This is a genomic window from Chitinophaga caeni, from assembly GCF_002557795.1.
GTDB classification, from domain to species: domain Bacteria; phylum Bacteroidota; class Bacteroidia; order Chitinophagales; family Chitinophagaceae; genus Chitinophaga; species Chitinophaga caeni.
Window position 1 is genome coordinate 4,970,365 of sequence record NZ_CP023777.1, and the last position, 25,208, is coordinate 4,995,572.

The following is a 25,208-nucleotide window of genomic DNA, read 5'->3' on the forward strand; positions in this document are numbered from 1 at the left end:
GTTCAGGACAAACGGAACTACTTACATTTGAAGGATTATTTCTTACATCTAACGGATTAATTATGTCGCTGGTAATAAAGGACGATACCAATGCTGTGCTGGCGGTTGATGAAATTAAAAGCAACTACGAAAACCTGGACTCCCCGGTACTAATAGAGCAAGACCATGTTTTAGAATACGAATTTGCCAAGGCCAATTTCAAGGAGATGTGCTTCGATGGTATCCTATTGGGTTACGGCAGTGTAAATACCCAGGCTAATATCCAGGTAGAAGCCTCCGAACTAGACCCCATGATCGGGCTAATGTTTATTTTAAATGGCGAGGTAACAGCAAGTATACGGGAACCTTCGAGGAAACTCCATTTCAAGAACTACCAACATAATATCATCTATAACCCCCACAACGAAGATCATGTAAACCTTATTCAACAACCGGAATTACAAGTCTTCGGGGTTGCCTTCACCAAGAAAAAATTCCTGGAAATGGCAGTGGGAAATGGAAGGGTGTTGGAACAACACGCGGAAATTATCGATAAAAACCAGCTGCTGTTGCTGGACCGGAACCAGGTAGTAACCTACAAGATGATGGAGATCATCAATTCTATCAAGCATTGTAATTATAAAGACGGGTTGAAAAAATTGTTCCTGCAATCGAAAGCCTTGGAGCTGTTAGCATTGCAATGCGAACAGATCGAACAACATTCGCTGCCTCAAGACCCTGTACTAAGGCTTTCCCCGCAAGATATCGAGAAGATTTATTTCGTGCGTGATATTATTATAAACCATGTTCAAACACCTTTATCGCTGGTAGATTTATCAAGGTTAGCCGGTTTGAATGAATTTAAGCTGAAGAAGGGTTTTAAACAGGTATTTGGCAACACGGTGTTCGGCTATTTACACGATTACAGGTTGGAAATGGCGCAAGATTGGGTGCGCGACCCTTCGAAGAGTTTAACCGGCATCGCGGATGAGCTTGGATTCTCATCTATCCAACATTTCAGTAACGCTTTCAGGAAAAAATTCGGTTTAAGTCCAAGGCAGATGCGCTAAGCGGTTTGCTTGGAGTTTGGACAATCATCCTTGGAGAAATTTTTGCAGAACTCTTCTAAAGAAATATCTTGTAATAAATCAAAAATCCTTTCATCAATCAACCCGAATAGTTGATCCAGCGATTCATTGATCTTCTTACCAACCGCGCAATCATGGTTAGGCTCGTTAGGGGAATACCCGAAAACGTGTTCGTCTTTAATAGCATGGAAAACATCGCTCAGCAAAATATCCTTTGCAGGTTTAGCCAGGCGGGTGCCCCCATTTTTACCTTCCTTGCTTTCAACCAATTCGAAAGATCGCAAATTGCAAATCTCTTTTCTAACCAAAGCCGGGTTCGCATTCAATGAACCGGCGATAATTTCGCTTGAAAGCCACTCCCCCCCGTTATTTTCTAGCAGGCTGAGTATATGGATCGATATCGCGAATTTACTTTTTATCAATTCTGTAATCAAATTAGTTACAGAACAAAGTTACGCTGATTTTATATAGGAAAAAAATCCTGCGATGGGAACAGGTCAATCACTTGGTTAATAGATCAGCATATATTTATTCTGAATATTATATGAAATTAAATCTTTTCGGAAGAAATGACAACATCCGTCTCCGTACTTATGATGCGATCGTTCACCCTAACATTTACAATTGTTTTAATATCCCCCAATTTAGTCATGCCGTTACTCCTGTCAAGTACGATAGTACCGCCGGTAGTGCCATCTACATTATTTTCACCGGAGGAAATATTTCCTTTAGCTAGCAAGGTGACTGTTTTTTTGTCGATTTTTTGCACGGTATAATTTCCATGAATGATACCACCGGCAAATTCGATGTCGGCATCGAAAGAATCATTCACACCGACCGGTTTTCCAGGCATAGTGTTAAAGGCGGCGTTCATCTGCTTTTTCATGAACTCATTGTTCATACTTTGTTTCAACGCGGTTCTTAAGCCGGGTTTAAATTCGCCTGGAATAGCAACACTATTATCTACAATATTATCGACCATTTTATCTACGCCGAGTACGTTCACCAGGTTTCCATCTTCCGCAATATAGATGCTAAATTCCTGGTCAATCATCCCGGAAAACACTTCTTGAAAAACATCGTACATCAGGATATTTGCTTGCTTGGAACTATCTATCTCTATCGGATGTTCGAACTTGGAATCGTATCCGAATACAAATTTCTTTCCATCGGGCGAAACCAGGTAAGCAATATTTTTATAGCGTAAAGTAATTTCCTGCTGTTTCCTAGTGTTTAATTTACCTACTAAAAATTCGAACTCGAATTTCATCAGCGTGAATAAACTGGCCACTCCTTCCCTTGATGTTTTCGAGCTGCAAGACATCTTGTATAGAAATTTATCCCCTTCATTGTAGCTGGCTCTTAACCTCACTTTTTCCTGCGCGGAGGCAGCAGAAAATAATAAGATGCAGCAGCAAAGGATGTAGCTATACTTCATAAAAATTAATATAAATTTTCTCCTGGGCAAGATACACATCTAGTATTGAATTTCTTGTAACAATTACAGGCTTCCTGCAATAAAAATTACGGGAAGCCTGCGCATGGAGCTTTTACTTTTTATTACGGAAGTGTACTGAAATTAATGGAAGGAGCGCTTCCCGAGCTGGATCGCGTGTAGGTGACGCCTACGCTGTTGCCTACCTCCCTGAATCCGCCACTATACATATACATTGTACCACTTTCTATCCCGGCTCCCTCATCGTAACGTTGATGCGCCGCATCGCTAGCCGTGGTGGTAAAATATGCTTGTGTTACTTCAATCCAGTTACCGGATTCCGTGCGGACCCATTGGTTACCGTAGCGGGCCTTGAAATAGTCACTGCCATTGCTGCCGAAGTTTTCAACGAAAGAATAAAGCCCGCCTAACAGCTGCCCGTTGGTTTTCGATTTATCCCATTCAGCCAATAACCTCCATTCGCTATTTTCCGGCGCATAGTACCAGGCCGTGAATAGCGTATGGGTACCCGATGCTTCGGCATGTACCAGCATCTTGTAAGTATTACCCGTTACCCAGGGAAACACGAGGTAGGTCTGCCCCCCGGAACCTTCGTTCCCGAATTGGTTGTCCACCACGTTTGCCCCCTTGCGAACCAAGGTGACGGCGTAATCAGCAGGGATTTCGTTCGGATCATTCGTATCATAATTGCTCCAGATACTAAACAAGATGCGGCGCTCGGTAGGACTGTTGACCTGTATACCGAAGTAACCATCCCAAAAACCGTTAGTCATGTAATAAGCATATAGCGGATCAGCGCCGCCAGGGACGTTAATTTCCGTGTAGAACCATGCAATGGAGCTATCGCCGGGGTAACTGTAACTCAAATGTGTGGCCGGGGCGCCGCGGTAAACACTTTTATTATATTTCAGTCCCAGGGAACTGCTGATAACTACGGATTTAACATCCGGTAGATAAGTTCCATTTTTTGTTACGGCCTTAATTTCCAAGCAATGATACTTGGCAGAGGTGATATTAAAACTGCCTACGTTCAATGTTACGTAACTGGATGTCTGGTTGACAACCACGTTATAAGTGGTGCCGGAGCTATCGAGCCGAACACGGAGTGTATTCGTATTAGAAGGCGCCTTCACGACTATAGATACATCGATGGATCCCGTAGTTTGCGGATAAAAATATACCCGGCTAAACCCGGATGTATCTATCCAGGCGCCAAGCCCGTTTGAGCCGATAGAGCCATAGCCATTAGACTGATCATAAGGGAATACATAACCATTGCTATAAAGGGTTACGGTGTCATCTGTTGCAAGCAACGGGGTAATTCCTTCATTAGCGGTAGCCGCTTGATCTTTAAGTAGTTCACTGCTGTTAAATTTTGCGCATGCTGTTGCCATGAGGCAAAGTAAAATAATAGGGTATTGCTTCATTTTGGTTGTGGGTTTTGGTTAAACTATATAAAGAGTGCTCCATGTACTTGGGTTATACTTACCGGCCCGCTATTTCATTATTCACTGGAATTGTTAAAAGATTGGCGTTAAAATCGGGTCTATGGGCTAATAGCGGGTAGCTAAATATAATAAACGTATTTTATACATTTATATTTTTTGGGGAAATATATTTTTTAATTGGATCTACCCAAATCGGGTTTTAAGCTGGGGACCTATAAAAAAAAGGAAGTGAGAACGGCCGTTCCCACTTCCTTTTTGCCTAACCTGTATTATAGCAGCTTAGTTGAAAAGTATTTATCAATTACAATTTTGTAAACTTCCCCTCTTGATCTTTCTCCAGGAAGACGGTTTTATTTGCATCATCCTGGGTTACTGTTGAAGCCGGGGCTACCACCGGTTTCGGCTCTTGTTTGGCCATATCTTTCGTATGGAAAATACTTGCCAAAGTTGGCGCTATCACCAGCGACACGATCGACATCAACTTGATCAGGATGTTCATAGAAGGGCCCGAAGTATCTTTAAATGGATCTCCCACCGTATCACCGGTTACGGAAGCCTTATGCGGTTCTGACTTTTTATAATAAGTTTCCCCGTTGATTTCCACCCCTTTTTCAAAAGATTTCTTCGCATTATCCCAAGCGCCACCTGCATTATTTTGGAACATACCCATCAACACACCGCTAACGGTAGCGCCTGCAAGGAAGCCCCCTAATACTTCAGGGCCAAAAATAAAACCGATTATAACAGGGGTAATTAAAGCAATTGCTCCGGGTAGAATCATTTCGCGGATAGATGCCTGTGTTGATATCGCCACACATTTATCGTATTCAGGTTTACCAGTACCTTCCAAGATACCGGGAATCTCCCTAAATTGACGGCGAACTTCTTCCACCATCGCCATAGCCGCGCGACCAACTGCCGCGATAGCTAATGATGAAAAAATGAAAGGAATCATCCCGCCAATAAATAAGCCGGCCAGCACATCTGCTTTATAAATATTAATACCATCAATACCTGCTATACCAACGAAGGCTGCGAATAATGCCAAGGCTGTAAGCGCTGCGGAAGCTATCGCGAAGCCTTTACCAGTCGCGGCAGTAGTATTACCAACCGCATCAAGGATATCTGTTTTTTCCCTAACTTCTTTCGGTAACTCGCTCATTTCGGCAATTCCCCCCGCATTATCAGCAATCGGGCCGAATGCATCGATTGCCAATTGCATAGCCGTAGTAGCCATCATACCGGCGGCAGCGATTGCCACACCATATAAACCTGCGAAATGATAGGAACCGTAAATACCCGCTGCTAATACTATAATGGGTAATAAGGTAGATTCCATTCCAACAGATAGGCCACCGATAATATTCGTTGCATGCCCCGTAGCTGATTGCCTGATAATAGAACGAACCGGGCGTTTACCCATCGCCGTATAATATTCCGTGATGATACTCATCAGCGTTCCGACAAGCAAACCTACTATGATAGCGCCGAATACCCCATTCTTGGTAAACGGAAGGCCGCGCAAAGACATTTCATCCGCCAAAATATAATTAACTAGGAAATAGGAGCAAATGGCTGTTAATACGATAGAACCCCAGTTGCCCATGTTCAACGCTTTCTGTACGGCAGCAGTACTTTGACCGACTGATTCGCTGATCCTTACGAACCAGGTACCGATAATAGAAAAGATAATCCCAAGTCCCGCGATCAACATCGGTAACAGAATCGGTGCTAAACCGCCAAACTGGTCAACCGAGCTGGTTTCAGCGCCTAATACCATGGTTGCTAGCACCGTGGCCACATAAGAACCGAAAAGATCAGCGCCCATACCGGCCACATCGCCTACGTTATCGCCTACGTTATCGGCAATAGTAGCGGGGTTACGTGGATCATCCTCAGGGATTCCCGCTTCTACTTTACCAACAAGGTCAGCGCCTACATCGGCAGCTTTGGTATAGATGCCACCTCCCACGCGGGCAAACAAGGCGATGCTTTCAGCGCCCAAGGAGAAGCCGGTAAGAACTTCAATGGTTTTAATCATCTCGGCGCTATTAGCTTCCGCACCGAAATATGTTTTCAGTACAATAAACAATCCACCCAAACCTAATACGGCTAAGCCAGCAACGCCCATGCCCATTACCGATCCACCGGTGAATGATACTTTCAATGCTTTCGATAAGCTATTTCTCGCCGCGTTAGCTGTACGTACATTCGCTTTCGTTGCGATTTTCATACCTATAAATCCAGCTGTGGCAGAAAATATGGCTCCCATTACAAATGCCAGCGCGATCGTCCAATCGCTATTTTCGTGTGTGGCTCCCATGAACCCTAATAAGAGGGCCGCGATGATCATGAAATAGGTCAAAATTTTATATTCTGCTTTCAGGAAGGCCATGGCGCCATCCGCAATGTATTTAGCAATCTCTTGCATTCGCGCATTTCCTGCGTCTTGACGTGAAACCCATGCACTTTTAACGGCCGTGTACAACAAAGCAATTAATCCGAAAAAAGGTACGATGTAGACGATACTCATAAAGCCTTATTTAAAATTTGGTTGCAAATTGAAATGTATCAGTTAAAAAATAAGTTTAGTAATATAATCTATTTATTTATAATGAATAGGGATTTTTTAGTGAAAAAAATATCCAATTAGCCCTTCCTGGCTGATATCGAAAACATTGATATTGATAGAATTCGCTACAGCAAAGACTTAGAGCTTGTTTGTTGAGGCGCTTTCCCGGATACTGAGAAATACATCCCCGAGATGCCCGATGATATCCCCCGCAGACATCGCTTCCTGCGAATAATGTGCTGATGCCGCATCACCTGCGGCGCCATGAACGTATGCCCCTAGCAGCACGGCCGCTTTCGGTTGGTAACCTTGCGATAGTAAGCCTGTAAGAATACCCGTTAATACATCACCACTGCCACCAGTTGCCATCCCCGGGTTACCGGTACTATTGAAGAAAATGCTTCCATCCGGGCAAGCAATTGCACTAAAGCGGCCTTTCAATAAAATATAGATATTCCATGCTACTGCTTTCGCAGATAACAACCCTAGCCGCTCAAATTCATCGGTAGTTTTACCAAATAATCTTTCAAACTCCTTTGGATGCGGTGTTAAAATAGAATGCGCGGGAATAAACTGCACCAGGGAAGGATTACCTGCTATTATATTTAAAGCATCCGCATCGATAACAACCGGCTGGCGTTGTAAGGTTATCCACCGCTCAAAACTCTTAACCGTAGAGGGGTGCATACCTATACCGGGACCAATACCTATTGCTTTAAAGGTAATACCTAATTGATCAAGATCATGTATGGAACCGCTGAATTCCCCCGCGGGATCCGTAATGCACATCGCCTCAGGAATACTTTCCTGAAGAATTGTATAGCCGCAGGTTGGCACGTAGGCGCTCACTAGCCCGGCACCACTACGAAGGCAAGACCGGGTAGCCAATACTGCCGCCCCCATCTTCCCATAACTACCGGCAATAATGCAAGCATGCCCATAAGTTCCCTTATGCGAAAACGGGGATCTTGGCAAATACAAAGTATCTATTATTGATCTATCAACAAAATGAAAATTTGTCGACACATGCTGCATATAATCTTTGTGCAAACCAATAGGTAATATAACTGGCGTCCCTACCCTATCCGCGTTCTCAGGCAACATGAAAGCCAACTTATAGCATTCAAAAGATAATGTAAAATCGGCATGTACCGAGGGGGCATTCTTTGTTGACCGGTCCGCCATTAACCCCGATGGCATATCGATAGAAACTATGGTACTGTTCTTAGCTTTATTGTTAATATAATGGAAGACATTTGTCAACCAACCACTCACCGGGCGATTAGTGCCGGTACCTAATATCGCATCTATGATAATTGCCCCGGCAGGGATCGCAGGCATTTCATTAACGGCATGCACTACTTGAACCGGGGAATTTACCAGGGCCTTCAACCTGGTTAAATTCATGATATGATCTTCACTGGCATGTTCCATATGCTGTATGATAGCAACATGTACGCGGTATCCAGCTTCGAGTAAAATCCTTGCTATCGCGAGACCGTCGCCACCATTATTACCTTTACCTGCAAAAACGATTACCGGCTGCCCCGGCGGATAGTGGGTTTGTATCCAGTTAGCACAAGCGCGGGAAGCCCGTTCCATCAAGTCAATGCCCGGGATGGGTTCATTTGCTATCGTATAAGCATCCGCTTCGCGGATTTGGGAAGCAGTTAGGATTTTCATAGTATAAAAATACAAAACCCCGGCGAATGCCAGGGTTTTATACCATGGGGTGCATGGATGATAAATTGCTTGCCTATTAAAAGGTGTACCGTGCAGATGCACCGAAAATTCTTTCCCCGTAGTAATCGTGCCCACCGGTAAAGTTTACAAAAGGTTTCACATCACCTTGCAGCGTTAACGGGATATTCTTAAAAGTGTATTCTACACCAAAGATACCGTCAAGGCCTACAATACCTTCCGAATCGTTCTTTACCTTTCTACCGTTTCCATCCCAATAATAATCGCGGTAAACGCCGGCATGTACACCACCACCTGCAAACAGGTTCCATTCTGGATGTGGGAACGGGTTAAAATGATACTCATATAAGCCCGTAAGGGTCACGTTACCAGCAGTATTGTTGGTAAATTCGTGGCTAATAATTCCTTCTAAAGCATGGGGACCGCTAAGGAAGTGTTTCGCTGTAAAACCGATCAACCAGGGGTTTACCCTAACACCGATAGCGGTTTTGTAATTACCACCACCGCGGCTTTGGGCGTTTGATTGAGCAGCTAAAAGGAAAATTACTCCAAATGCTAAGATGATCTTTTTCATCGTTGATCTATTTAAAAAATGGTTTCTCAATGATTTTTTCTAAAAATGTACCTCGCGGAGATGCCAAAGTCGGCCAATGTTGAAGGCGCATTGATATTAACAGCAGGCTTCCAGTCTATGCTTAAATTCATCGGGAAGTTCTGGAAACTATAATTGATGCCTGCAATAGCATCTATCCCGCTGAAAAACTTGGTGTTCCCTTCAATTCTCCGGGTTCCCAAATGGCCTCCTGCCCCAATGTACCAGCCCCAGCCTTCGCTAAGTAAAGTAGTAAGATCATTATGTAGTTGATATAAAGCAGTCAAAGAAATTTGCTCGCTTTGTAAACCACCAATGGCCTCCACCGCAGATTTATCGCTAATGAAATACCTCGCGGTTGCGCCGGTAGGCCATCCTAAACGGGCACCTACCTGCCATTGTTTTGCTTCTTGCCCATAGGTTGAACAAGCAAATAGCGTGCATAGGCTGCATATCATAACAATACATCTCATACTAAGCGGGATATTTACAAGAACAATGCCAAACCGCCTATTTTTTTCATGATTCCATTAATTTCGGTTTGCGTTTCATGTTACAAACCAGGCGGATATACAGAAAACCGAGTACCGCTGCAATTACGGAAGCCAAGATAACGGACATGATCGAAATAATTTGTTCGTCCACGGATTTAAAGGCTAGTGTGCTGATAAATATCGACATGGTGAACCCGATTCCGGCGATCATACCGATGCCCCATAATTGTTTCCAATCTGCACCGGTTGGCAAACTAGCTAGTTTCAACTTGGCGGCAACCCAGGAGAACAAGAAGATGCCCAGTGGCTTTCCTAAGACTAAGCCCAGCATTATGCCATGGCTAATGCTATTGTCGAAGGCATGAAGGATATCAGGAGGGAAAACAATAGCTGTATTTGCCAATGCGAATAAAGGCATTATTACGAAGTTAATAGGATCATGCAATTTATTCACCATCGAGTCTATCCTATTAAGCGGGATACAGAATGCTAATAAAACACCGGCGATCGTAGCATGTACACCGGAATTAAAGATGCAATACCACAATATAATTCCCGGTATAAAATAGAATATCAGTTTCTGAACTTTAAGGACATTTAATATTACCAGTAAAGCCATGATTCCGGCTCCTAACAATAAATAGAATCCCTGGATCTCTGCCGTGTAAAAAATCGCGATGGCGAGGATAGCCCCTAGATCATCTATAATAGCCAAAGCCGTCAAAAATATCTTTAAAGTTACCGGCACACGTTTGCCCAACAGGGAAAGGATACCGAGTGAAAACGCGATATCAGTAGCCATCGGTATACCCCAGCCATGGTGAAAAGGGGTACCCTGGTTAAATGCGAGGTAAATTGCAGCCGGGAACAACATACCGCCGATCGCGGCCAACACCGGCATAATCGACTTGCGGATAGATGATAATTCCCCGGTAGTTAATTCCCTCTTTATCTCCATTCCCACCAAGAAAAAGAATAACACCATCAGTTCATCGTTGATCACCATGACCACTGAATTAGGGAAATGTAAACCGAATATTTCAAAATGATGCCCTGTTTTATGATCGAATAATGTTGTCCAGAATTGCGTATATGTTTCAGACCAAGGGGAGTTTGCCAATACCAGTGAAATAATCGTACAAGCGACCAATATAATCCCTACTGCCCGGCTATCATTTAAAAATTGATATACCGGTGATAATAAACGTCTTTCTAATTTCTTAATTCCATCTTTTAATGCCATCTGCTCCAATTATTTTTTATAAATAACAAGTAGGCGCCCTAATAGATAAATTAAAGCACCCCGTTACGATTAATAAATTATGCTGAACTAGCTATTATTGACCAATTAATTCGTATTTGGATTTTGGTCTACGGTCTACCTCCCATTTGAAACCCGGTAAGAACATATGTTCATTTGTACGCTGGGTAAAGGGATCCATGATACTGTCGGGTTCTTTTATGAACACGATGCGTTCAAGCTCTCCAGCTTCAAAATAAGCTTTGATCATCGCGCATTTTAAATGCACCAGGCTAATAAAAGCGCTATCGGAATCCTGCAAGTAATATACCGCTTCGGCATTTCCATTGACATACATTGAGTCTAGCTTGTTATCAGAAAAATAGCCCCAGATCGTTTGTCCTTTTACCTGGTTATAAATATCCTTGAAACCCAAACTATTTATGATCATTGCATTCTGATCCAATAATACGCGGTCCGCTTTCTTGTTCTTCGTATACAACACGACCGTGTCTCCGAACATCTGGAACTCTTTTGACCATAATATAGGATCATGGTATAAACGGAATGCCGAATCCTTGGTAGTGTAATATACGCTATCTGCAACTCCTTGCAAGGAATCTGAAAATATCTTTACATCATGATATGCCTTTATAAAGCGGTAGGTAGCCGTATCGGCAGGTTGGACGGGCGCGGTATCCGGGGCTGCCTCGATGGTATTATTAGTATCTAGCAAAGGCTTCATAGCCTGCTCTTCAAACAGCATCGACTTGCGTTTGTTCCGCTCATCGAAATGCTGAACTTTGACATCCGGTTTACCAGGAGTACTAATTGCAGTATCTTTCACAGGAAGTGTATCCCGTTTTATTAACCGGCTTGTATCAGCAACCACTTTATCCAATAGACTATCAAAACTACTTTTATCAACTTCTATTACATCAAGGCTAGTATCAACCTGTTTGTTCAAGGTACTATCGGGCCTATCAACATCGACAATACCCGGTATTTTTTGAGCGGTACTATCTTTTTTGATAAATGCGCTATCTAACATTTTGACAACCTTATTGCTATCCGCTTTCCCTGTTGTACTATCCTTCGGCATTTTAACTGAATCGACTAATGGCTTAGTCGGCGCGGAGAACAAGGTATCTGCCGCGATGAATATGGTATCCTGTCCTTCTAATAACATGACAGGTTTTTGGGTAGCCATCAAGGATTTTGCATTTTGATCAACTGTACCGAGATTGGCCAACACGGATATTTTCTGGGCAGTATCCCTCCAAACCATGTTACCGATAGCATAAGCCCTACCGGATGCTTTATCCATTTGGACGCTATTAGCGGTAAGTCGGCTCGTACTATCTTCGATAATTGGCCTCCCGGTAAAATCACCTAATCCAGCCTCCGTATTATAAGTTCCCGAGGTAGCATACATGGTTGTTTTGCCATCATATATAGTAGTAGGCGCCACGATAGAGGAAACTTTCGTTTCCGTATTGTACCATAACTCATCCGTACTTAAAGTATATTCAGGATCTTCCAACAGGACATTATTTACGAAATGAACATCCTTGGTATCGGCATAATAATAGCCCTGTTCGCTGGTCAGAATCGATTGTTCATTGGTCAAGCGCCCAGATTTGGTATAACTTCCCATCCTGGCGTTCATATCATAGGCTAATTCAGGCCCTGTAATAGTAGTTTTACCATCGGTCAATTTAGCATTCCCCGTAACCGTAGCGATCCTGTCATTACCGTTATAATTCAGAAGATCGGAGTATATATGGATGCTATCTGCCTGGTTGATATGAACATTGCCAAAGGCTTTAACCATATTTGCCTTTTCATAAAATACGGCGCTATCACAATAAAGCAAGGTGGTACCTTGCCGGAAAATAGCATCCGGTACTACAATTTGCACTTCTTTTCCCTCATTATCTGTACCGGCTCTTAAAACACCCCCACCTATAACATGAATTTTCCTGCTAGTATCTTCTTGCGGGGGATAATACTCCCCGGGTGTAACACCTGGCACGGCATTAGCCATAAAATGCGCCAAAAGAGCCAAACCTAAGAAAGGTAATATCCCGAAAACGATCTTCTTAAGCATTTGCGATATCTATTGTGCCGAATCTGAAGGAATAGGCAACACCTTATTTTTTTTGCCAAATAATGATAAATGAACGTACCTATTCGGATTATATCTTAAATCTTCCACCAGGTGATTTAGGTTAACCATGGTCGCATTTAGATTAGAATAGAGCTTCTTATCATTCAATAATAAGCCCAGGGTGCCATCGGAAGTATTCAGGCTGTTCATTAAATCGTTCAATGCTCTAACGGCGCCCTGTAAGTTAGATAATGTGGAGTCTAGGCTGCCATTACCTAATGCAGCGGCGGCTTTATTCGCATTAGAAAGGATATTATTGATTTTTTCGTTGTTCGAATTAAGGTTCGAGGTGAAAGTAGCCAAGTTAGTAAGCGTTTGATCGATACTACCATTTTCGGCTAATTTCTGGTTCAGCGACCGGGTTACACCGTCAAGCTGCCGCATCGTGGGCGCCAGGTTAGCGATTGTTGCGGAGAGATTTTGTTGATTTTCAACGCTAAACAATCCATTTACAGATATCAGCACGCTGTCTACTTTCGATAAAGTCCCCTGTAATTTAGAAACTAAGGGACTTAGTTGCTGCATAACAGCATCGGAGATTGATCCGTCAACGGCTGCATACAGGGTATCACCGCTTTCAAGGTACTCCTGTGCATTTCCAAACTCCACCTGCACTTTCTTCGTACCCAGTAAATCACTACTGATCCTCGCCACGGAGTTTTTAGGGATCTCTATTTTTTTATCAATTTGCAAAGTTACCAAGATGCGCCCCGCGTTCTTATCCATCACGTCTAAATCTTGGACACTCCCCACTACGAGACCATTTACTTCGACAGTATTGGCTGGTTGCAAACCGTTCACTTGTTTATAAACAGCATATATGGTCTTTTTATCATTAAAAAGACTCTTTCCTTTCAACAGATTAAAACCTAGTACCAACAGCGTGATACCCACAGCAGTCAATATGCCAACCTTGGATTCATTAGATAATTTCAGCATCGAGTTATTCGTCTGGTTGTTGCAAAAATAATCAAAAACCAGTATGCCCCGTAGAAGAACATTATTATAAATGTTAAAATTGGGCTGAAAAGAAGGGAAAACCGCCGGGGTTAATCATTAAGGGCAACCAGGAAAGCATCTTTGAAGCCCAACCGTTGGGCTTTCCTAATGGCGGCTTGTGCTTCGGCTTTAGATATGTAGGGGCCCAAAGTGTATTTATAGCGTTTCTTTTTCTGCACGCGGATGGTTTCTTTCATCACGTGGCCACCCAGCTTTTTGAATTTGCTGGAATTGGTATTATAATTTGTGCTGGAAACCAGCAACTGCACCCCGTATTGGGTAGCAGTTGCGGTTTTAGTATTTTTTGCAGCAGGTGCATGCTCGTTATATAGATTCACCTGTGTTTTGAACTGGTTATGCTGTGTTTGGCTAGGTTGCGTATATGCCGCTTTCGCTTTCGGCTCACCTGTATTTTTTGTAACCGGGGCGTTTTGGGTAGGGCTTGAACTAAATTTCTCCAGCTCCTCTTTATAACGCTTCACGGCGCGGTATATGCCGTTGGCCAATTCATTCTGACCATCTTGCGAGTTCAGGTATTTTTCCTCGTCCGGGTTGGAGAGGAAACCCAATTCTACCAATACGCTTGGCATGGCCGTGGCTTGGAGCACCCAGATACCTTTTTCGTTCCTTTGCCTAGCTCCGCGGCTATTGCGGCCCACCTTCGTAAATTCATCCTCGATCAGCATTGATAATTTCAAGCTTTGATCGAAGAAGGCATTCCTCAAAGTTGCCAACATGATATATGTTTCGGGATCATTGGTATCAAGAACTTGCTTGGACTCCTCCGAATTGGCATCTAACATAATTACGGAAGACAGCCCCCTCATCGATTCCATCTTGGCAGTATTTCTATCCGTAGCCCAAATATAAGTTTCGGTTCCCTTGGCAGGGTTAGGATAATAAGCATATTTAGCAACTTTGATAGGTTTTTTCTTGCGGTAAACCGTTTTATATCCTACCCTTTTACGGATTTTAGGAGCAGAGTTACAATGTATAGAAATAAACAAATCGCCGTGGGCTTCATTTGCTTTTTTAGCTTTTAGCCTTGCATCATCGAAACGATCATCTTTCCGTGTATAATAAATTTTCACATCCGGCATCTTTTCTTCTAACAGCTTGCCCAATTTGAGCGCTACTGCCAGCGTCACCTCCTTTTCTGAGGAGTAAGAACCGATGGCCCCGTGATCCTTTCCCCCGTGTCCAGCGTCAATTACGATAGTTTTAATTGGTTTTTCCTGATCTCCCGGCAGTACCGGCGAAGTTTCCGGGTTTGCCTTAAGTGGCAATAATCCCAAGATACTACATCCGGCAATCAACAATCTTTTCCAACTCATGTTTATTGTTTAGTTTAATGGGTAGCGATCTTCGCTCATTTAAATTCATTAAGGGATTTAGGCGTGTAAATGCTTTGCACAATCAATTCAATCAAACTATAGCAAATATCTATCAAGGATTGTAATAATTTGTATAAAAACTTGTAGGTTTGTGCCCGCTTAACACATGTACCCTTACAACAAAAATAACTTAAAAAAGTATTACAGACAGCTTTCTTTGCTGTTATTTGCTATTTTTCTCGGGCTGCCTTTCATATTCTCGGACAGCTTTGGCAATGGCAAGTTAAATCGTGCACATACTTTTAACATTTTTTTTACAGATACGATTACACCGGGAACTATTACTAAAGACACCATCCCGAAGTCTAAAATCGATTCTCTTAAGAAAGATTCCCTCCTTAGCCAATCTGAAATATTCGAGGATTCCATCAGCAAAATTAAGCCGGTACTTGAAATTTCAGACACTACGCCCATTATCGAAGATTCCTCTCTCACCCGTGTAGATACGGTTCATTATTATAGGCTCTCCCCGGACAGCCTAGATTCCCGTGTCACTTTTAGAGCCAAGGACTCGATCGTGATGTATTTTAAAAAGAAGAAATTTTATTTATATAACGACGCCGAAACGAATTATAAAGATCTTAAGTTGACGGCAGCCCAAATGAATTTTTCCCAGGAAACGGGTACTATGGAAGCCATCAATGTTACCGACTCCACCGGGAAAAAAATAGGGCAACCCGTATTCGTATCGGGCGGGCAAGAAACAAAATCCGATACCATCCGTTACAATTTCGAATCCCAAAAAGCCAAAATCTACGAAACAAAAGCTATCTACGGTGAAGGTTTCGTTGCCAGCGAACAGATTAAAAAGATGTCGGATGATGTGATCTTCGGCTTCAAAAATGGATATACCACCTGTAACCTTGATACGCCGCACTTCGCTTTCAGGGCCAAGAAAATTAAGGTTATTACCAATAAACTGATCGTTTCCGGCCCGGCTAATCTCGAAATTGAAGGAATACCGACACCCCTGTTTATTCCTTTCGCGATATTCCCAATCACCCAAGGACAGAGTTCCGGTATTTTACCGCCTCAATACGTGGTCAATGCGATGAAAGGGATCGGCCTAGAAAACGGAGGTTATTATCTAGGGTTGGGAGAATACCTGGATGTAACTGTTAGGGGCAATGTTTATTCTTACGGGAGCTGGGGTTTGAGTATGAACCCAACTTACCGCAAACGGTATAAATACAACGGCGGGTTCACGGTTTCATTGTCAAATACCCGTACGGGTGATCCCGCGGTAAAGCAAGATTTTGTTAAGTCTAAGGACTTTGCAGTGACCTGGAATCATAGCATGGACAGTAAAGCCCGTCCCGGAACAAATTTTAATGCGAGCGTAAACGTCAGGACATCGTCTTATAACCAGTATAATGTTACAGATTATCAAACAAGGCTTACCAATACCTTGAGTTCATCGATATCTTACAGCAAAAGCTGGGCAGGGAAACCTTATAATTTAACATTGTCGGCCGGGCATTCACAAAATACGAGTACCCGCGAGATGACGATCAGCCTACCGCAAGCCACCTTTACGGTTAATACTTTGTACCCATTCCAGAGTAAAGACGGTGTTACACAAAATAAATGGTATGAAAAGCTGGGCATCGGTTATTCCGTGAATATGACGAATAGAACACGCTTCACGGATTCGCTCTTCGGCAAACAGGAAATGTTTGATAACCTGCAAACCGGTTTTCAACACCAGGTGCCGATTAGCTTTTCCATCCCTGTGCTGAAGAATTTCACCTTGTCGCCCAGCGTAAGTTATGGTGAAAGATGGTACACCAAAAGAACGGTAAGGAGCTATAATGAATCATTAAACAAGGTAGATACCGCCTATGAAGGCGGATTTTATGCCATACGGAATGTAAGTACCGGCATCTCTTTATCAACCGCCTTGTACGGAATGTATGCCTTCAAGAAAAACATGAAGGTTGACAGGATTCGCCATGTCATGCGTCCTACGGTATCTTTATCTTATACCCCGGATTTAAACCGGGGCGCTTTCTATAATTTACGTTATGATACGGCAGCTTCAGCAGTGACGAGGGTTTCTTATTACGATGATGCCGTGTATGGAGCACCATCCTATGGAACTTTTGCCGGCTTGAGCTTCGGTTTGGATAATAACTTGGAAATGCGGGTGCGTTCGGATAAAGATTCTACCGGCAGCAAAAAGATTAAATTGCTGGACGGCTTCGGGTTCAACGGCTCCTATAACCTGGTTGCCGACTCATTCCAATTGTCAACTATCCAACTATATGCCCGTACGAATTTATTCGATAAGCTCAATATCTCTTTCAACGGAACGATTGACCCGTACCAACTGGATTCACTGGGACGCAGAATTGATAAATATACCTGGCAAGGTGGGCAAGGATTTAAAGTAGGTAGATTAACGAATGCCGGGGTTTCCTTGAGTACTTCCTTTCAAAGTGGCGACAAGAAGAGCAAGCAGAAAGAGCAGATGAAAGATCAGATTGAGAATACGGAATCCAATGATGCGATGTTAGAAGCGCAACGGAGGCAGATGGAAATGATCCGCGCTAATCCCGGTGAGTACGTGGATTTCGATATCCCTTGGCGTTTGGATCTATCTTATAGTTTGCAATTCAACAGGGGGCGCACGAGCGATTACCGCCGCGATACTACGATATTCACACAATCTTTAAACTTCAATGGAGATTTCAGCCTGACCCCAAAATGGAAAGTAGGCATGACGAGTGGATATGACTTCAGGAACCACGAACTGACATATACAACGATGTATATCACGAGAGATATGCACTGTTGGCAGATGTCGATCAACTTGGTACCATTCGGCTCCTACCGCCAGTTTAGCATCACGATTAATCCTAAAGCCGGTATCTTAAGGGATTTGAGGATTAACCGAACGCGGCAGTTTATGGATTATTAGTGGGCTAATTTACTATAGTGATGATATGATATTTGAACAAAGCTACCATAAAGGTGGCTTTGTTAATTAAATACCGGTATTGCCTGCCTAAATTTCATTGGAAAAACAATGATCCTCTCAAAAGTTCGATCACCTGTCAATCTACCTTTTTCTTGTCCTTATTGCTACCAAAAAAATAGACAATTGTCATTACTTCCGCCAATTTGATCGCTTGAGCTGATCTTAATACTACATAAAACCGGGCTTTCGTTCGCTGTCAACGGTGCGAAACGAAAAGATTCTATTTGTGGGGAGCTAGCCCGGGATCTGGACATATAATCGTTAGCTTGTATTCAGAAGCAAGGTAAGGAATACAAGCAAACTTACACCAATCTAAGCCGGACTATAATAATTAAATATTACGAGATGCATAAACTGGAAACAGGTTTTCAATGTATTAATATCGAAGGGGGGAAGTCACTAGCTTTTAAGTATTTTCGGCGGATACGCTAGTTTCTATGATAACTCGGTGCCTAAAACGGGCTGAGTATTTTACGATCCTATAAATTTAGTCAATGATATTGAACTTCTTAAAATACCGGCCCGCTAAAGAGAAGATAACACTACCGAAAATGATTCTTTCAATCTGCTGATTTTCCTCAGCATTTAACCAATGCCATTTTTCCGGTGCCAAGAAATGGAAAGCGCGGATTAAAATCATGCAAATAATAATTAAGCCCACGATGTATAAAGCGATACAAACGATGTTGTGGATATGTCTTCGGTAAGCTTCTCCCCTGCGGCCATCGTTCAACAAAGCTCTTTCTTCTTGTAAAGCTTTCTTTTGATCCAAGTTCGTACGATGCATTGCATAATTAGCATCGTTCTCGTTGATGATATCAAGTTCTTTCAAAGGGGAATTTGAGTAAGAAGCAACATCGCTAGGAGTTGTTGGGATAGGGTTTGGACGAGTCGTTTCCATGGTTAAATTGAGTATCTCTGATTTTGTGCTGGTAATGTTGTTGAATCAGGTTGTTCGGGATGATAGCGGCATGCCTGTCTTTTCCCCCTTCACGGTTCCAAACAAGATCCCAGGGCGTACCATCTTGATGTGTCATGGCACTGAGTTGCAAACCGCTGTACTTATTGTACACTTCCCAAACTTTCTTCAATAGGGGTAATACATCTTCACCAGGCATAGGATAATCCTGATCATAAGAATCATTAGCTTTCAAGGCCGTGATCTGGTGCGTCCCGTAATGCCTGAAATCATCATAAATACTTTCAACTACGGGGCCATATTTCCAAGCCTGTACCCCTTCATTGATCAATTCTTGATGATACAATCCCAATCTCCATCCATGGGCTATATAACAAAGCTTGATTAACTTCATCGGGGTTAATTCAACACCTGAACGTAAACTTTCACGGATAAAATAATTGGCGATCGCTCGGGATGGGTATACCATAGTTGGAAGAATTTAAAATTTCAATTGCTCTAGGTTTTTCATGGTTCCGGGTATTTTACTTCAATAAAAATATGGTTAACACTAGCACTATTCTTATATACCCTAAAGATACAACTTATTCATCTAAAATACTAATTTTATTAGCATTTTTATTTTTTTGATATATATTACCTATAGATAGCCTTGCTGGTCCGAGAAGGAATTGCACTTGATCCTCCCGCAACATTGACGGCATCTGAGGGTGAGAAAAAGTCGTACTGGACAAACCAATTTTTCTTGATGGATGCACGGCAAGTATTCCAATTTTTAGGGGTTATATAGAACTTGCTGACGGCACAACCCGACGGTAGTTTTTGCATCATTTTTGTGACGTTTTTTGTGACGTTTTTTGTGACGTTTTTTGTGACGGTAAGTAAAAACTACTGAAATTCTGGGAACAAAGAGAAGTTGGTGTTTTTTTGAAACCTGCCATGGCAAAGCAATCCAGGCTATTTTCATCTAGTGATCCGATCAGGATTCGAACCTGAGACCTACTGCTTAGAAGGCAGTTGCTCTATCCAGCTGAGCTATCGGACCAATTACCCATCTTCAATAGATATTCCTTATTTTTAACGGGAGTGCAAATTTATATAAATTTCCCCGATATATTCAAATAACTTTGGCAAAATATTTTTACAATGGCGGATGTTACAATTAACGAATCTTGGAAAACGGTTTTAAAGGATGAATTTAACCAGTTGTATTTTGAACAAATCGTGATGTTCCTCAAGCATGAAAAGGCTTTAAACAAAACGATATACCCTCCCGGCGGACTTATTTTTAACGCTTTCGATAAAACGCCTTTCGACCAGGTCAAGGTCGTGATACTCGGTCAAGATCCTTATCATGGTGCAGGACAGGCGCATGGATTATGCTTTTCCGTACAGCCGGGCGTAAAACCGCCGCCATCACTCGTAAATATCTACAAAGAATTACATCAAGATATTGGCATGCCTATTCCGAGCACGGGAGATTTGACTCCCTGGGCGGAACAAGGCGTACTGCTCTTAAACGCGATCCTTACCGTACGCGCCAATGAACCGGCTTCCCATTCTAAAATCGGTTGGGAAACCTTCACCAACGCCGTAATTAAAAAGATTTCGGACCTTAAAACAGGGGTTGTCTTTATCCTTTGGGGAAGATTTGCACAGGAGAAGCAAATATTCATCGATGCCACCAAACATCATATTCTTAAAGCCCCTCACCCCTCACCATTCAGCGCAAATAGCGGCTTCTTCGGTTGTAAACATTTCTCTAAAACCAACGATTTACTGATCAAGGAAGGCAATACTCCCATTAATTGGCAATTATAATTTTTTCTATGGCTTTATCCTGAAATTGATTGATAATCTGGGAAATTGGATAAATTAGCTGAATTAACCACTCCATGATTACAATATTATTCTATGAATTGGTTTAAAAATGTACTTGGCCGCGTGTATGCCGTGTACGGGATTATATTGTTTGTCCTGACCATGCTAATCATGTTGCTCCCCATCTGGATCGTATCACGACTCCACGACCCCAGGAAGACCCGGTATTTTCTCATCCTGGCAAGGGGCTGGATGGCTGTTTATATGCCCTTGGTTTTTTGTCCTGTCAGGCGTAAAGGATTGGAGTATTTCAAGAAAGGGGAAACTTATATCGTGGTTTGTAACCACAACTCGTTACTCGATGTACCCGTAACTTCTCCCGGCGTACCTGGTGGCAATAAAACTTTAGCTAAAATAGAATTGGCGAAGATCCCCATCTTCGGCATGATGTACAAAATCGGTAGCGTATTAGTGGACCGCACCAGCGATAAAAGCAGGAAGGACAGTATCGATGAAATGAAAGCCGTTTTAAACATGGGTATGCACATGGTCCTGTTCCCGGAAGGAACCCGCAACAGGACGGATTACCCGTTAAAATCTTTCTATAATGGCGCCTTCGCATTGGCCATTGAAACCGGTAGGCCCATTATCCCCGGAATCGTTTTCAATACGAGGAAAATTTTGACCCCGGGCAAATTTTTCTTCGCCATCCCCCATGCTATCCAGTTCCACTTCCTTCCTCCCATCGAAACCAAGGGGCTCAACAAAAATGATTTACCAGCCCTGAAAGACAAAATCTTCGTCATGATGTGGGAATATTACGGCCAACACGCTGCCGCGCTCGCTTAAGGAATATTTATAACTTCCTGTTAAACCGTTATATACCCTGCCATTCTTCATTTTTGTCCCCGTTTCTTCGTTGCGTCCAGGTATTTAATATTCAACCCGGCAATAATTTTACACTTTCAATAGGGGTCATCATATAAATTTGCGTCATATACACGTAGCAAGCAAAATATGAAGCGTCTTGCTATAATATTCAAAAAATTCATTCGTTAGCAAACATATTAACTCATCAGATCTATATGAAAAGGATTTTAGCTAGTATAGGATTGGCTATTACATTATGTATATTGTCGCCCACCCTCTTTGCACAGCAAAAATTTACGGTCAGCGGATACGTAAAAGATGCTAAAAACGGGGAAAGCCTGATCGGGATTTCGATCTCTATCGCCGGGACTTCCACGGGAACGATTAGCAATGAATACGGGTTTTACTCCCTGACATTACCTGCCGGGGAACATGAACTACAATATTCTTATATCGGTTACAGCACCCAAAAAATGAAGGTGCTGCTGGATAGCAATAAAAAGATTGATATCAAGTTAGAAACCTCTAACAGTCAACTCAACGAAGTGGTGATTACCGGCAAGGAACAAGATAAGAATATCAACACCATCGCTACCAGCGTAAACCGTTTAGACATTAAGGAACTTAAACAACTACCCACATTCATGGGCGAGGTGGATGTTTTGCGGGCTATACAAACTTTACCCGGGGTTACTACCGTGGGAGAAGGTTCATCCGGTTTCAACGTTCGCGGTGGCGCTACCGATGAAAACCTGATACTGCTCGATGAAGCGCCCGTATATAATGCAACGCATATGCTCGGTTTTTTCTCCGTATTTAATCCCGATGCCGTGAAAAGCCTCAACCTGATGAAAGGCGGATTCCCGGCTGAATACGGGGGGAGAACATCTTCCGTTTTAGACATAAGAATGAAGGATGGGAACAACCAGAACTTCACGATGAACGGGGGGATCAGCAATGTTTTCAGTCGCCTCAGCCTGGAAGGCCCCATCAAAAAAGACAAGTCATCATTTATCGTGGCGGCACGCCGTTCGTATATCGATGTATTAATGAAACCATTCTTGAAAGGAGATTTGAAAGATACCAAGTTGTACTTCTACGACCTCACCGCGAAAGCAAATTTTAAGCTGAATAAAAATAACAGCTTATTCGTTAGCGGCTATTTCGGAAGGGATGTTTTCGGGTTTGGCAAACAAGCAAAATTCGATTGGGGAAATACGACTACGACCGTACGTTGGAACCATATTTTCAACGACCGTTTGTTCCTTAACATGACAACCTATTATAGTCAATATGATTATTCTCTCAGCTTCTCGACTAAACCGGAAGAAGATACGCAACAAGGCTATGATTGGACTTCCAACATCATTAACTACGGTGTGAAACCCGCCTTCACATATTACATCAACTCGAACAATACCTTACATTTCGGTTTACAAAGCGTGTATTACACTTTTAAGCCGGGAAAAGGCGTTGGCTCTGAAGATGACCGGAAAAACGTGATCGAATTACAACATCAACATGCCTTGGAATCAGGCCTGTATTTAGATCATGAATTTAAAATCGGTAATAAGTTCGGCATTCAATACGGTGCGCGTGTTTCAGGATTCCAGTACATGGGTAAAGGAACAGCTTACTACTATGCCGACACCACTGCCGGTATTCGTAAACGCCTCGTAGGATCCAAAGAGTACGGTTCAGGTGAAGTGATCAAAGATTATTATTACTTCGAACCGAGGTTATCGACCAAATTATCGGTCAGCCCAACTTCAACCGTGAAATTAGCATATGCCCGCACGACCCAGTTCATGCACCAGTTATCAAATACGGCTTCCCCAACCCCTTTAGACATTTGGACGCCAAGTACCAACAACGTGGAACCGCAGGTGGCAGACCAGGTAACGGCAGGGTATTTCTATGCAACACCTAACAACGCCATCGAGATTTCGGCAGAGGTATTTTATAAATGGATGGATAACCAGCTAGATTATATCAACAATGCCAAGTTACAACTGAACCAATATATAGAAGCAGATTTATTGCCATCGAAAGGTAGGGCTTACGGCTTGGAATTATATGCGAAGAAAGAACTGGGAAAAACTACGGGCTGGATCAGTTATACCCTTTCGCGTACGGAGAGAAAAACAGAAGGAATCAGTTTGAATGAATGGTATCTGAACCGCTACGATCGCACCCATAACCTGAATATGGTCGTGAATCACAGCTTGAGCAAAAGAAGCAGCGTTTCAGCGAACTTCGTATACGCTTCCGGCACACCGGGTACTTATGCCGATGCCCGCTTGGAATTCCAAGACTGGGATATTCCTTACAACACCACTGATAAACGAAATAATTACCGTTTGCCGGCATTCCACCGTTTAGATTTATCATATACCCTCAAAGGAAAACATAAGAAACGTTGGCAAGGAGAATGGGTTTTTTCAATCTATAACGTTTACGCCAGGAGAAATGCTTACACGATCTATTTCAAACAGGATGCAGATGATCCTTCCAAGAAAGAAGCCGTCCGCATGTCGATCATCGGTAGCATCATCCCCGGTATTACTTACAATTTCAAATTTTAAGGAGCTAAAGCAGGAATCATGAAAAAGTTATTATATAGCAGCGTCATCATTGGAATCATCGGTTTATTCAGCGCATGTGAAGATACGGTCGACCTGGATATTCCGGATGGGAAAGTTTACCCGGTAGTTGATGCATGGTTGACGAATACTCCCGGTGCGCAGGCCATCAGGATTAGTGAAACAGTGCCTTATACCAGCGCGGATCCGGCACCCAATATTGCAGATGCACAGGTGATCGTAACCGATTTAAGTACTTCTGCGACCTACGAGTTTCTTTACGACAACGGCAAATATTGGCATGATCCGGGAGCTAATAATTCGATCATCACGTTGGGACATATTTACAAGTTATCTATTACGCTGGATGGTGAACTATTCGAAGCTACCGATACCGTAAAACGTGTTCCGCCGATAGATTCCATCACCTACGAATTTAAAACGGAAGAGGAATCCATCAGTAATAAAGAAGGATATTATGCACGCTTCTGGGGAAGGGATATTGCAGGGGATATGCCCGATTATTATTGGGTAAGCGGTTACCGCAATAACATGGATCGCAAACTCACGAATGTATTTGCCATCGATGCTTCTTTTGAAGCAGGTTTAGCCGATAGCGCCATTTTCATACAACCTATCTCCGAAGGTATTACTGATTACGACAAGCCCTACCAGAAAGATGAAACGATCATCGCGAGATTGGCTTCCCTCAGCAAACCTAGTTATGACTTCCTGACGCATGTAGATGCACAAGTTAATAACGGCGGCCTGTTTGCCACCATATTGGAAAACGTTGGAACGAACCTGAAAAATAGCGATGCCGGAAGTACTAAAAAAGTATTGGGATGGTTCGGGGTTTCCGCGGTAAGTATTAAGCAAAAACTTGTTGAATAACGTCAACAT

19 protein-coding genes and 1 tRNA gene are annotated in these 25,208 nt (G+C 42.8%); 6 read left to right on the forward strand and 14 right to left on the reverse strand.

What is annotated here, in order from left to right; all coding sequences use genetic code 11:
• The first annotated feature begins 62 nt into the window (after positions 1–62).
• Positions 63–1,049, forward strand: coding sequence for a helix-turn-helix transcriptional regulator (locus COR50_RS20820; RefSeq protein WP_098195789.1), 987 nt, complete (start codon positions 63–65; stop codon positions 1,047–1,049).
• Here COR50_RS20820 and COR50_RS20825 read toward each other — a convergent pair.
• The 11 genes from COR50_RS20825 to COR50_RS20875 form a co-directional block, all read right to left on the reverse strand.
• Positions 1,046–1,489, reverse strand: coding sequence for an Rrf2 family transcriptional regulator (locus COR50_RS20825; protein WP_098196345.1), 444 nt, complete (start codon positions 1,487–1,489; stop codon positions 1,046–1,048). The genes COR50_RS20820 and COR50_RS20825 overlap by 4 nt on opposite strands.
• A gap of 128 nt (positions 1,490–1,617) precedes the next feature.
• Positions 1,618–2,505 (reverse strand): DUF6263 family protein, encoded by an 888-nt coding sequence (locus tag COR50_RS20830; RefSeq protein WP_098195790.1) that lies wholly within the window; start codon positions 2,503–2,505, stop codon positions 1,618–1,620.
• A gap of 122 nt (positions 2,506–2,627) precedes the next feature.
• Positions 2,628–3,917, reverse strand: a complete 1,290-nt coding sequence (locus COR50_RS20835) for a DUF3472 domain-containing protein (protein WP_198405727.1) — start codon at positions 3,915–3,917, stop codon at positions 2,628–2,630.
• 355 nt (positions 3,918–4,272) lie between these two features.
• On the reverse strand, positions 4,273–6,504 hold the full coding sequence (locus COR50_RS20840; RefSeq protein WP_098195792.1) for a sodium-translocating pyrophosphatase: 2,232 nt from the start codon (positions 6,502–6,504) through the stop codon (positions 4,273–4,275).
• Between the two features lie 177 nt (positions 6,505–6,681).
• Positions 6,682–8,226, reverse strand: coding sequence for an NAD(P)H-hydrate dehydratase (locus COR50_RS20845; protein WP_098196346.1), 1,545 nt, complete (start codon positions 8,224–8,226; stop codon positions 6,682–6,684).
• 76 nt (positions 8,227–8,302) lie between these two features.
• The gene (locus COR50_RS20850) at positions 8,303–8,818 is read right to left on the reverse strand and encodes a hypothetical protein (RefSeq protein WP_098195793.1); all 516 of its coding nucleotides are present in this window, start codon (positions 8,816–8,818) and stop codon (positions 8,303–8,305) included.
• A gap of 26 nt (positions 8,819–8,844) precedes the next feature.
• Positions 8,845–9,309: a hypothetical protein gene (locus COR50_RS20855; protein ID WP_157761041.1), complete on the reverse strand. Its 465-nt coding sequence runs from the start codon at positions 9,307–9,309 to the stop codon at positions 8,845–8,847.
• A gap of 46 nt (positions 9,310–9,355) precedes the next feature.
• Positions 9,356–10,573, reverse strand: coding sequence for a Na+/H+ antiporter NhaA (nhaA, locus tag COR50_RS20860; RefSeq protein ID WP_098195795.1), 1,218 nt, complete (start codon positions 10,571–10,573; stop codon positions 9,356–9,358).
• Between the two features lie 94 nt (positions 10,574–10,667).
• A complete protein-coding gene (locus COR50_RS20865) occupies positions 10,668–12,680 on the reverse strand; it encodes an OstA-like protein (protein ID WP_098195796.1) in 2,013 nt (670 codons plus the stop codon).
• A 9-nt stretch (positions 12,681–12,689) separates the two neighbouring features.
• Entirely contained in the window at positions 12,690–13,679 is a 990-nt protein-coding gene (locus COR50_RS20870) for an MlaD family protein (RefSeq protein WP_098195797.1), read from the reverse strand.
• Positions 13,680–13,789: 110 nt separating this feature from the next.
• The gene (locus COR50_RS20875) at positions 13,790–15,073 is read right to left on the reverse strand and encodes an N-acetylmuramoyl-L-alanine amidase (protein ID WP_098195798.1); all 1,284 of its coding nucleotides are present in this window, start codon (positions 15,071–15,073) and stop codon (positions 13,790–13,792) included.
• 217 nt (positions 15,074–15,290) lie between these two features.
• Between COR50_RS20875 and COR50_RS20880 the strand changes: the two genes are divergently transcribed.
• A complete protein-coding gene (locus tag COR50_RS20880) occupies positions 15,291–18,053 on the forward strand; it encodes a putative LPS assembly protein LptD (protein WP_157761042.1) in 2,763 nt (920 codons plus the stop codon).
• A 547-nt stretch (positions 18,054–18,600) separates the two neighbouring features.
• Here the strand turns inward: COR50_RS20880 and COR50_RS20885 are convergent.
• The 3 genes from COR50_RS20885 to COR50_RS20895 all read right to left on the reverse strand — a co-directional run bounded on the left by COR50_RS20885 (position 18,601) and on the right by COR50_RS20895 (position 20,077).
• Positions 18,601–19,014 (reverse strand): hypothetical protein, encoded by a 414-nt coding sequence (locus tag COR50_RS20885; RefSeq protein ID WP_157761043.1) that lies wholly within the window; start codon positions 19,012–19,014, stop codon positions 18,601–18,603.
• Positions 18,974–19,501 carry a Panacea domain-containing protein gene (locus COR50_RS20890; RefSeq protein ID WP_098195801.1) on the reverse strand — a complete coding sequence of 176 codons (528 nt, stop codon included), beginning with the start codon at positions 19,499–19,501 and terminating at the stop codon, positions 18,974–18,976. The genes COR50_RS20885 and COR50_RS20890 overlap by 41 nt, the downstream gene beginning before the upstream one ends.
• A 502-nt stretch (positions 19,502–20,003) precedes the next feature.
• Positions 20,004–20,077, reverse strand: a tRNA-Arg gene (locus tag COR50_RS20895).
• Between the two features lie 101 nt (positions 20,078–20,178).
• Between COR50_RS20895 and ung the strand changes: the two genes are divergently transcribed.
• From ung to COR50_RS20915, 4 genes are all read left to right on the forward strand, one after another.
• A complete protein-coding gene (gene ung / locus COR50_RS20900) occupies positions 20,179–20,853 on the forward strand; it encodes a uracil-DNA glycosylase (RefSeq protein WP_098195802.1) in 675 nt (224 codons plus the stop codon).
• 93 nt (positions 20,854–20,946) lie between these two features.
• Entirely contained in the window at positions 20,947–21,702 is a 756-nt protein-coding gene (locus COR50_RS20905; RefSeq protein WP_098195803.1) for a lysophospholipid acyltransferase family protein, read from the forward strand.
• Between the two features lie 236 nt (positions 21,703–21,938).
• Positions 21,939–24,308 (forward strand): TonB-dependent receptor, encoded by a 2,370-nt coding sequence (locus COR50_RS20910; RefSeq protein ID WP_098195804.1) that lies wholly within the window; start codon positions 21,939–21,941, stop codon positions 24,306–24,308.
• Between the two features lie 18 nt (positions 24,309–24,326).
• The gene (locus tag COR50_RS20915; protein ID WP_098195805.1) at positions 24,327–25,199 is read left to right on the forward strand and encodes a DUF4249 domain-containing protein; all 873 of its coding nucleotides are present in this window, start codon (positions 24,327–24,329) and stop codon (positions 25,197–25,199) included.
• Positions 25,200–25,208 lie beyond the last annotated feature (9 nt).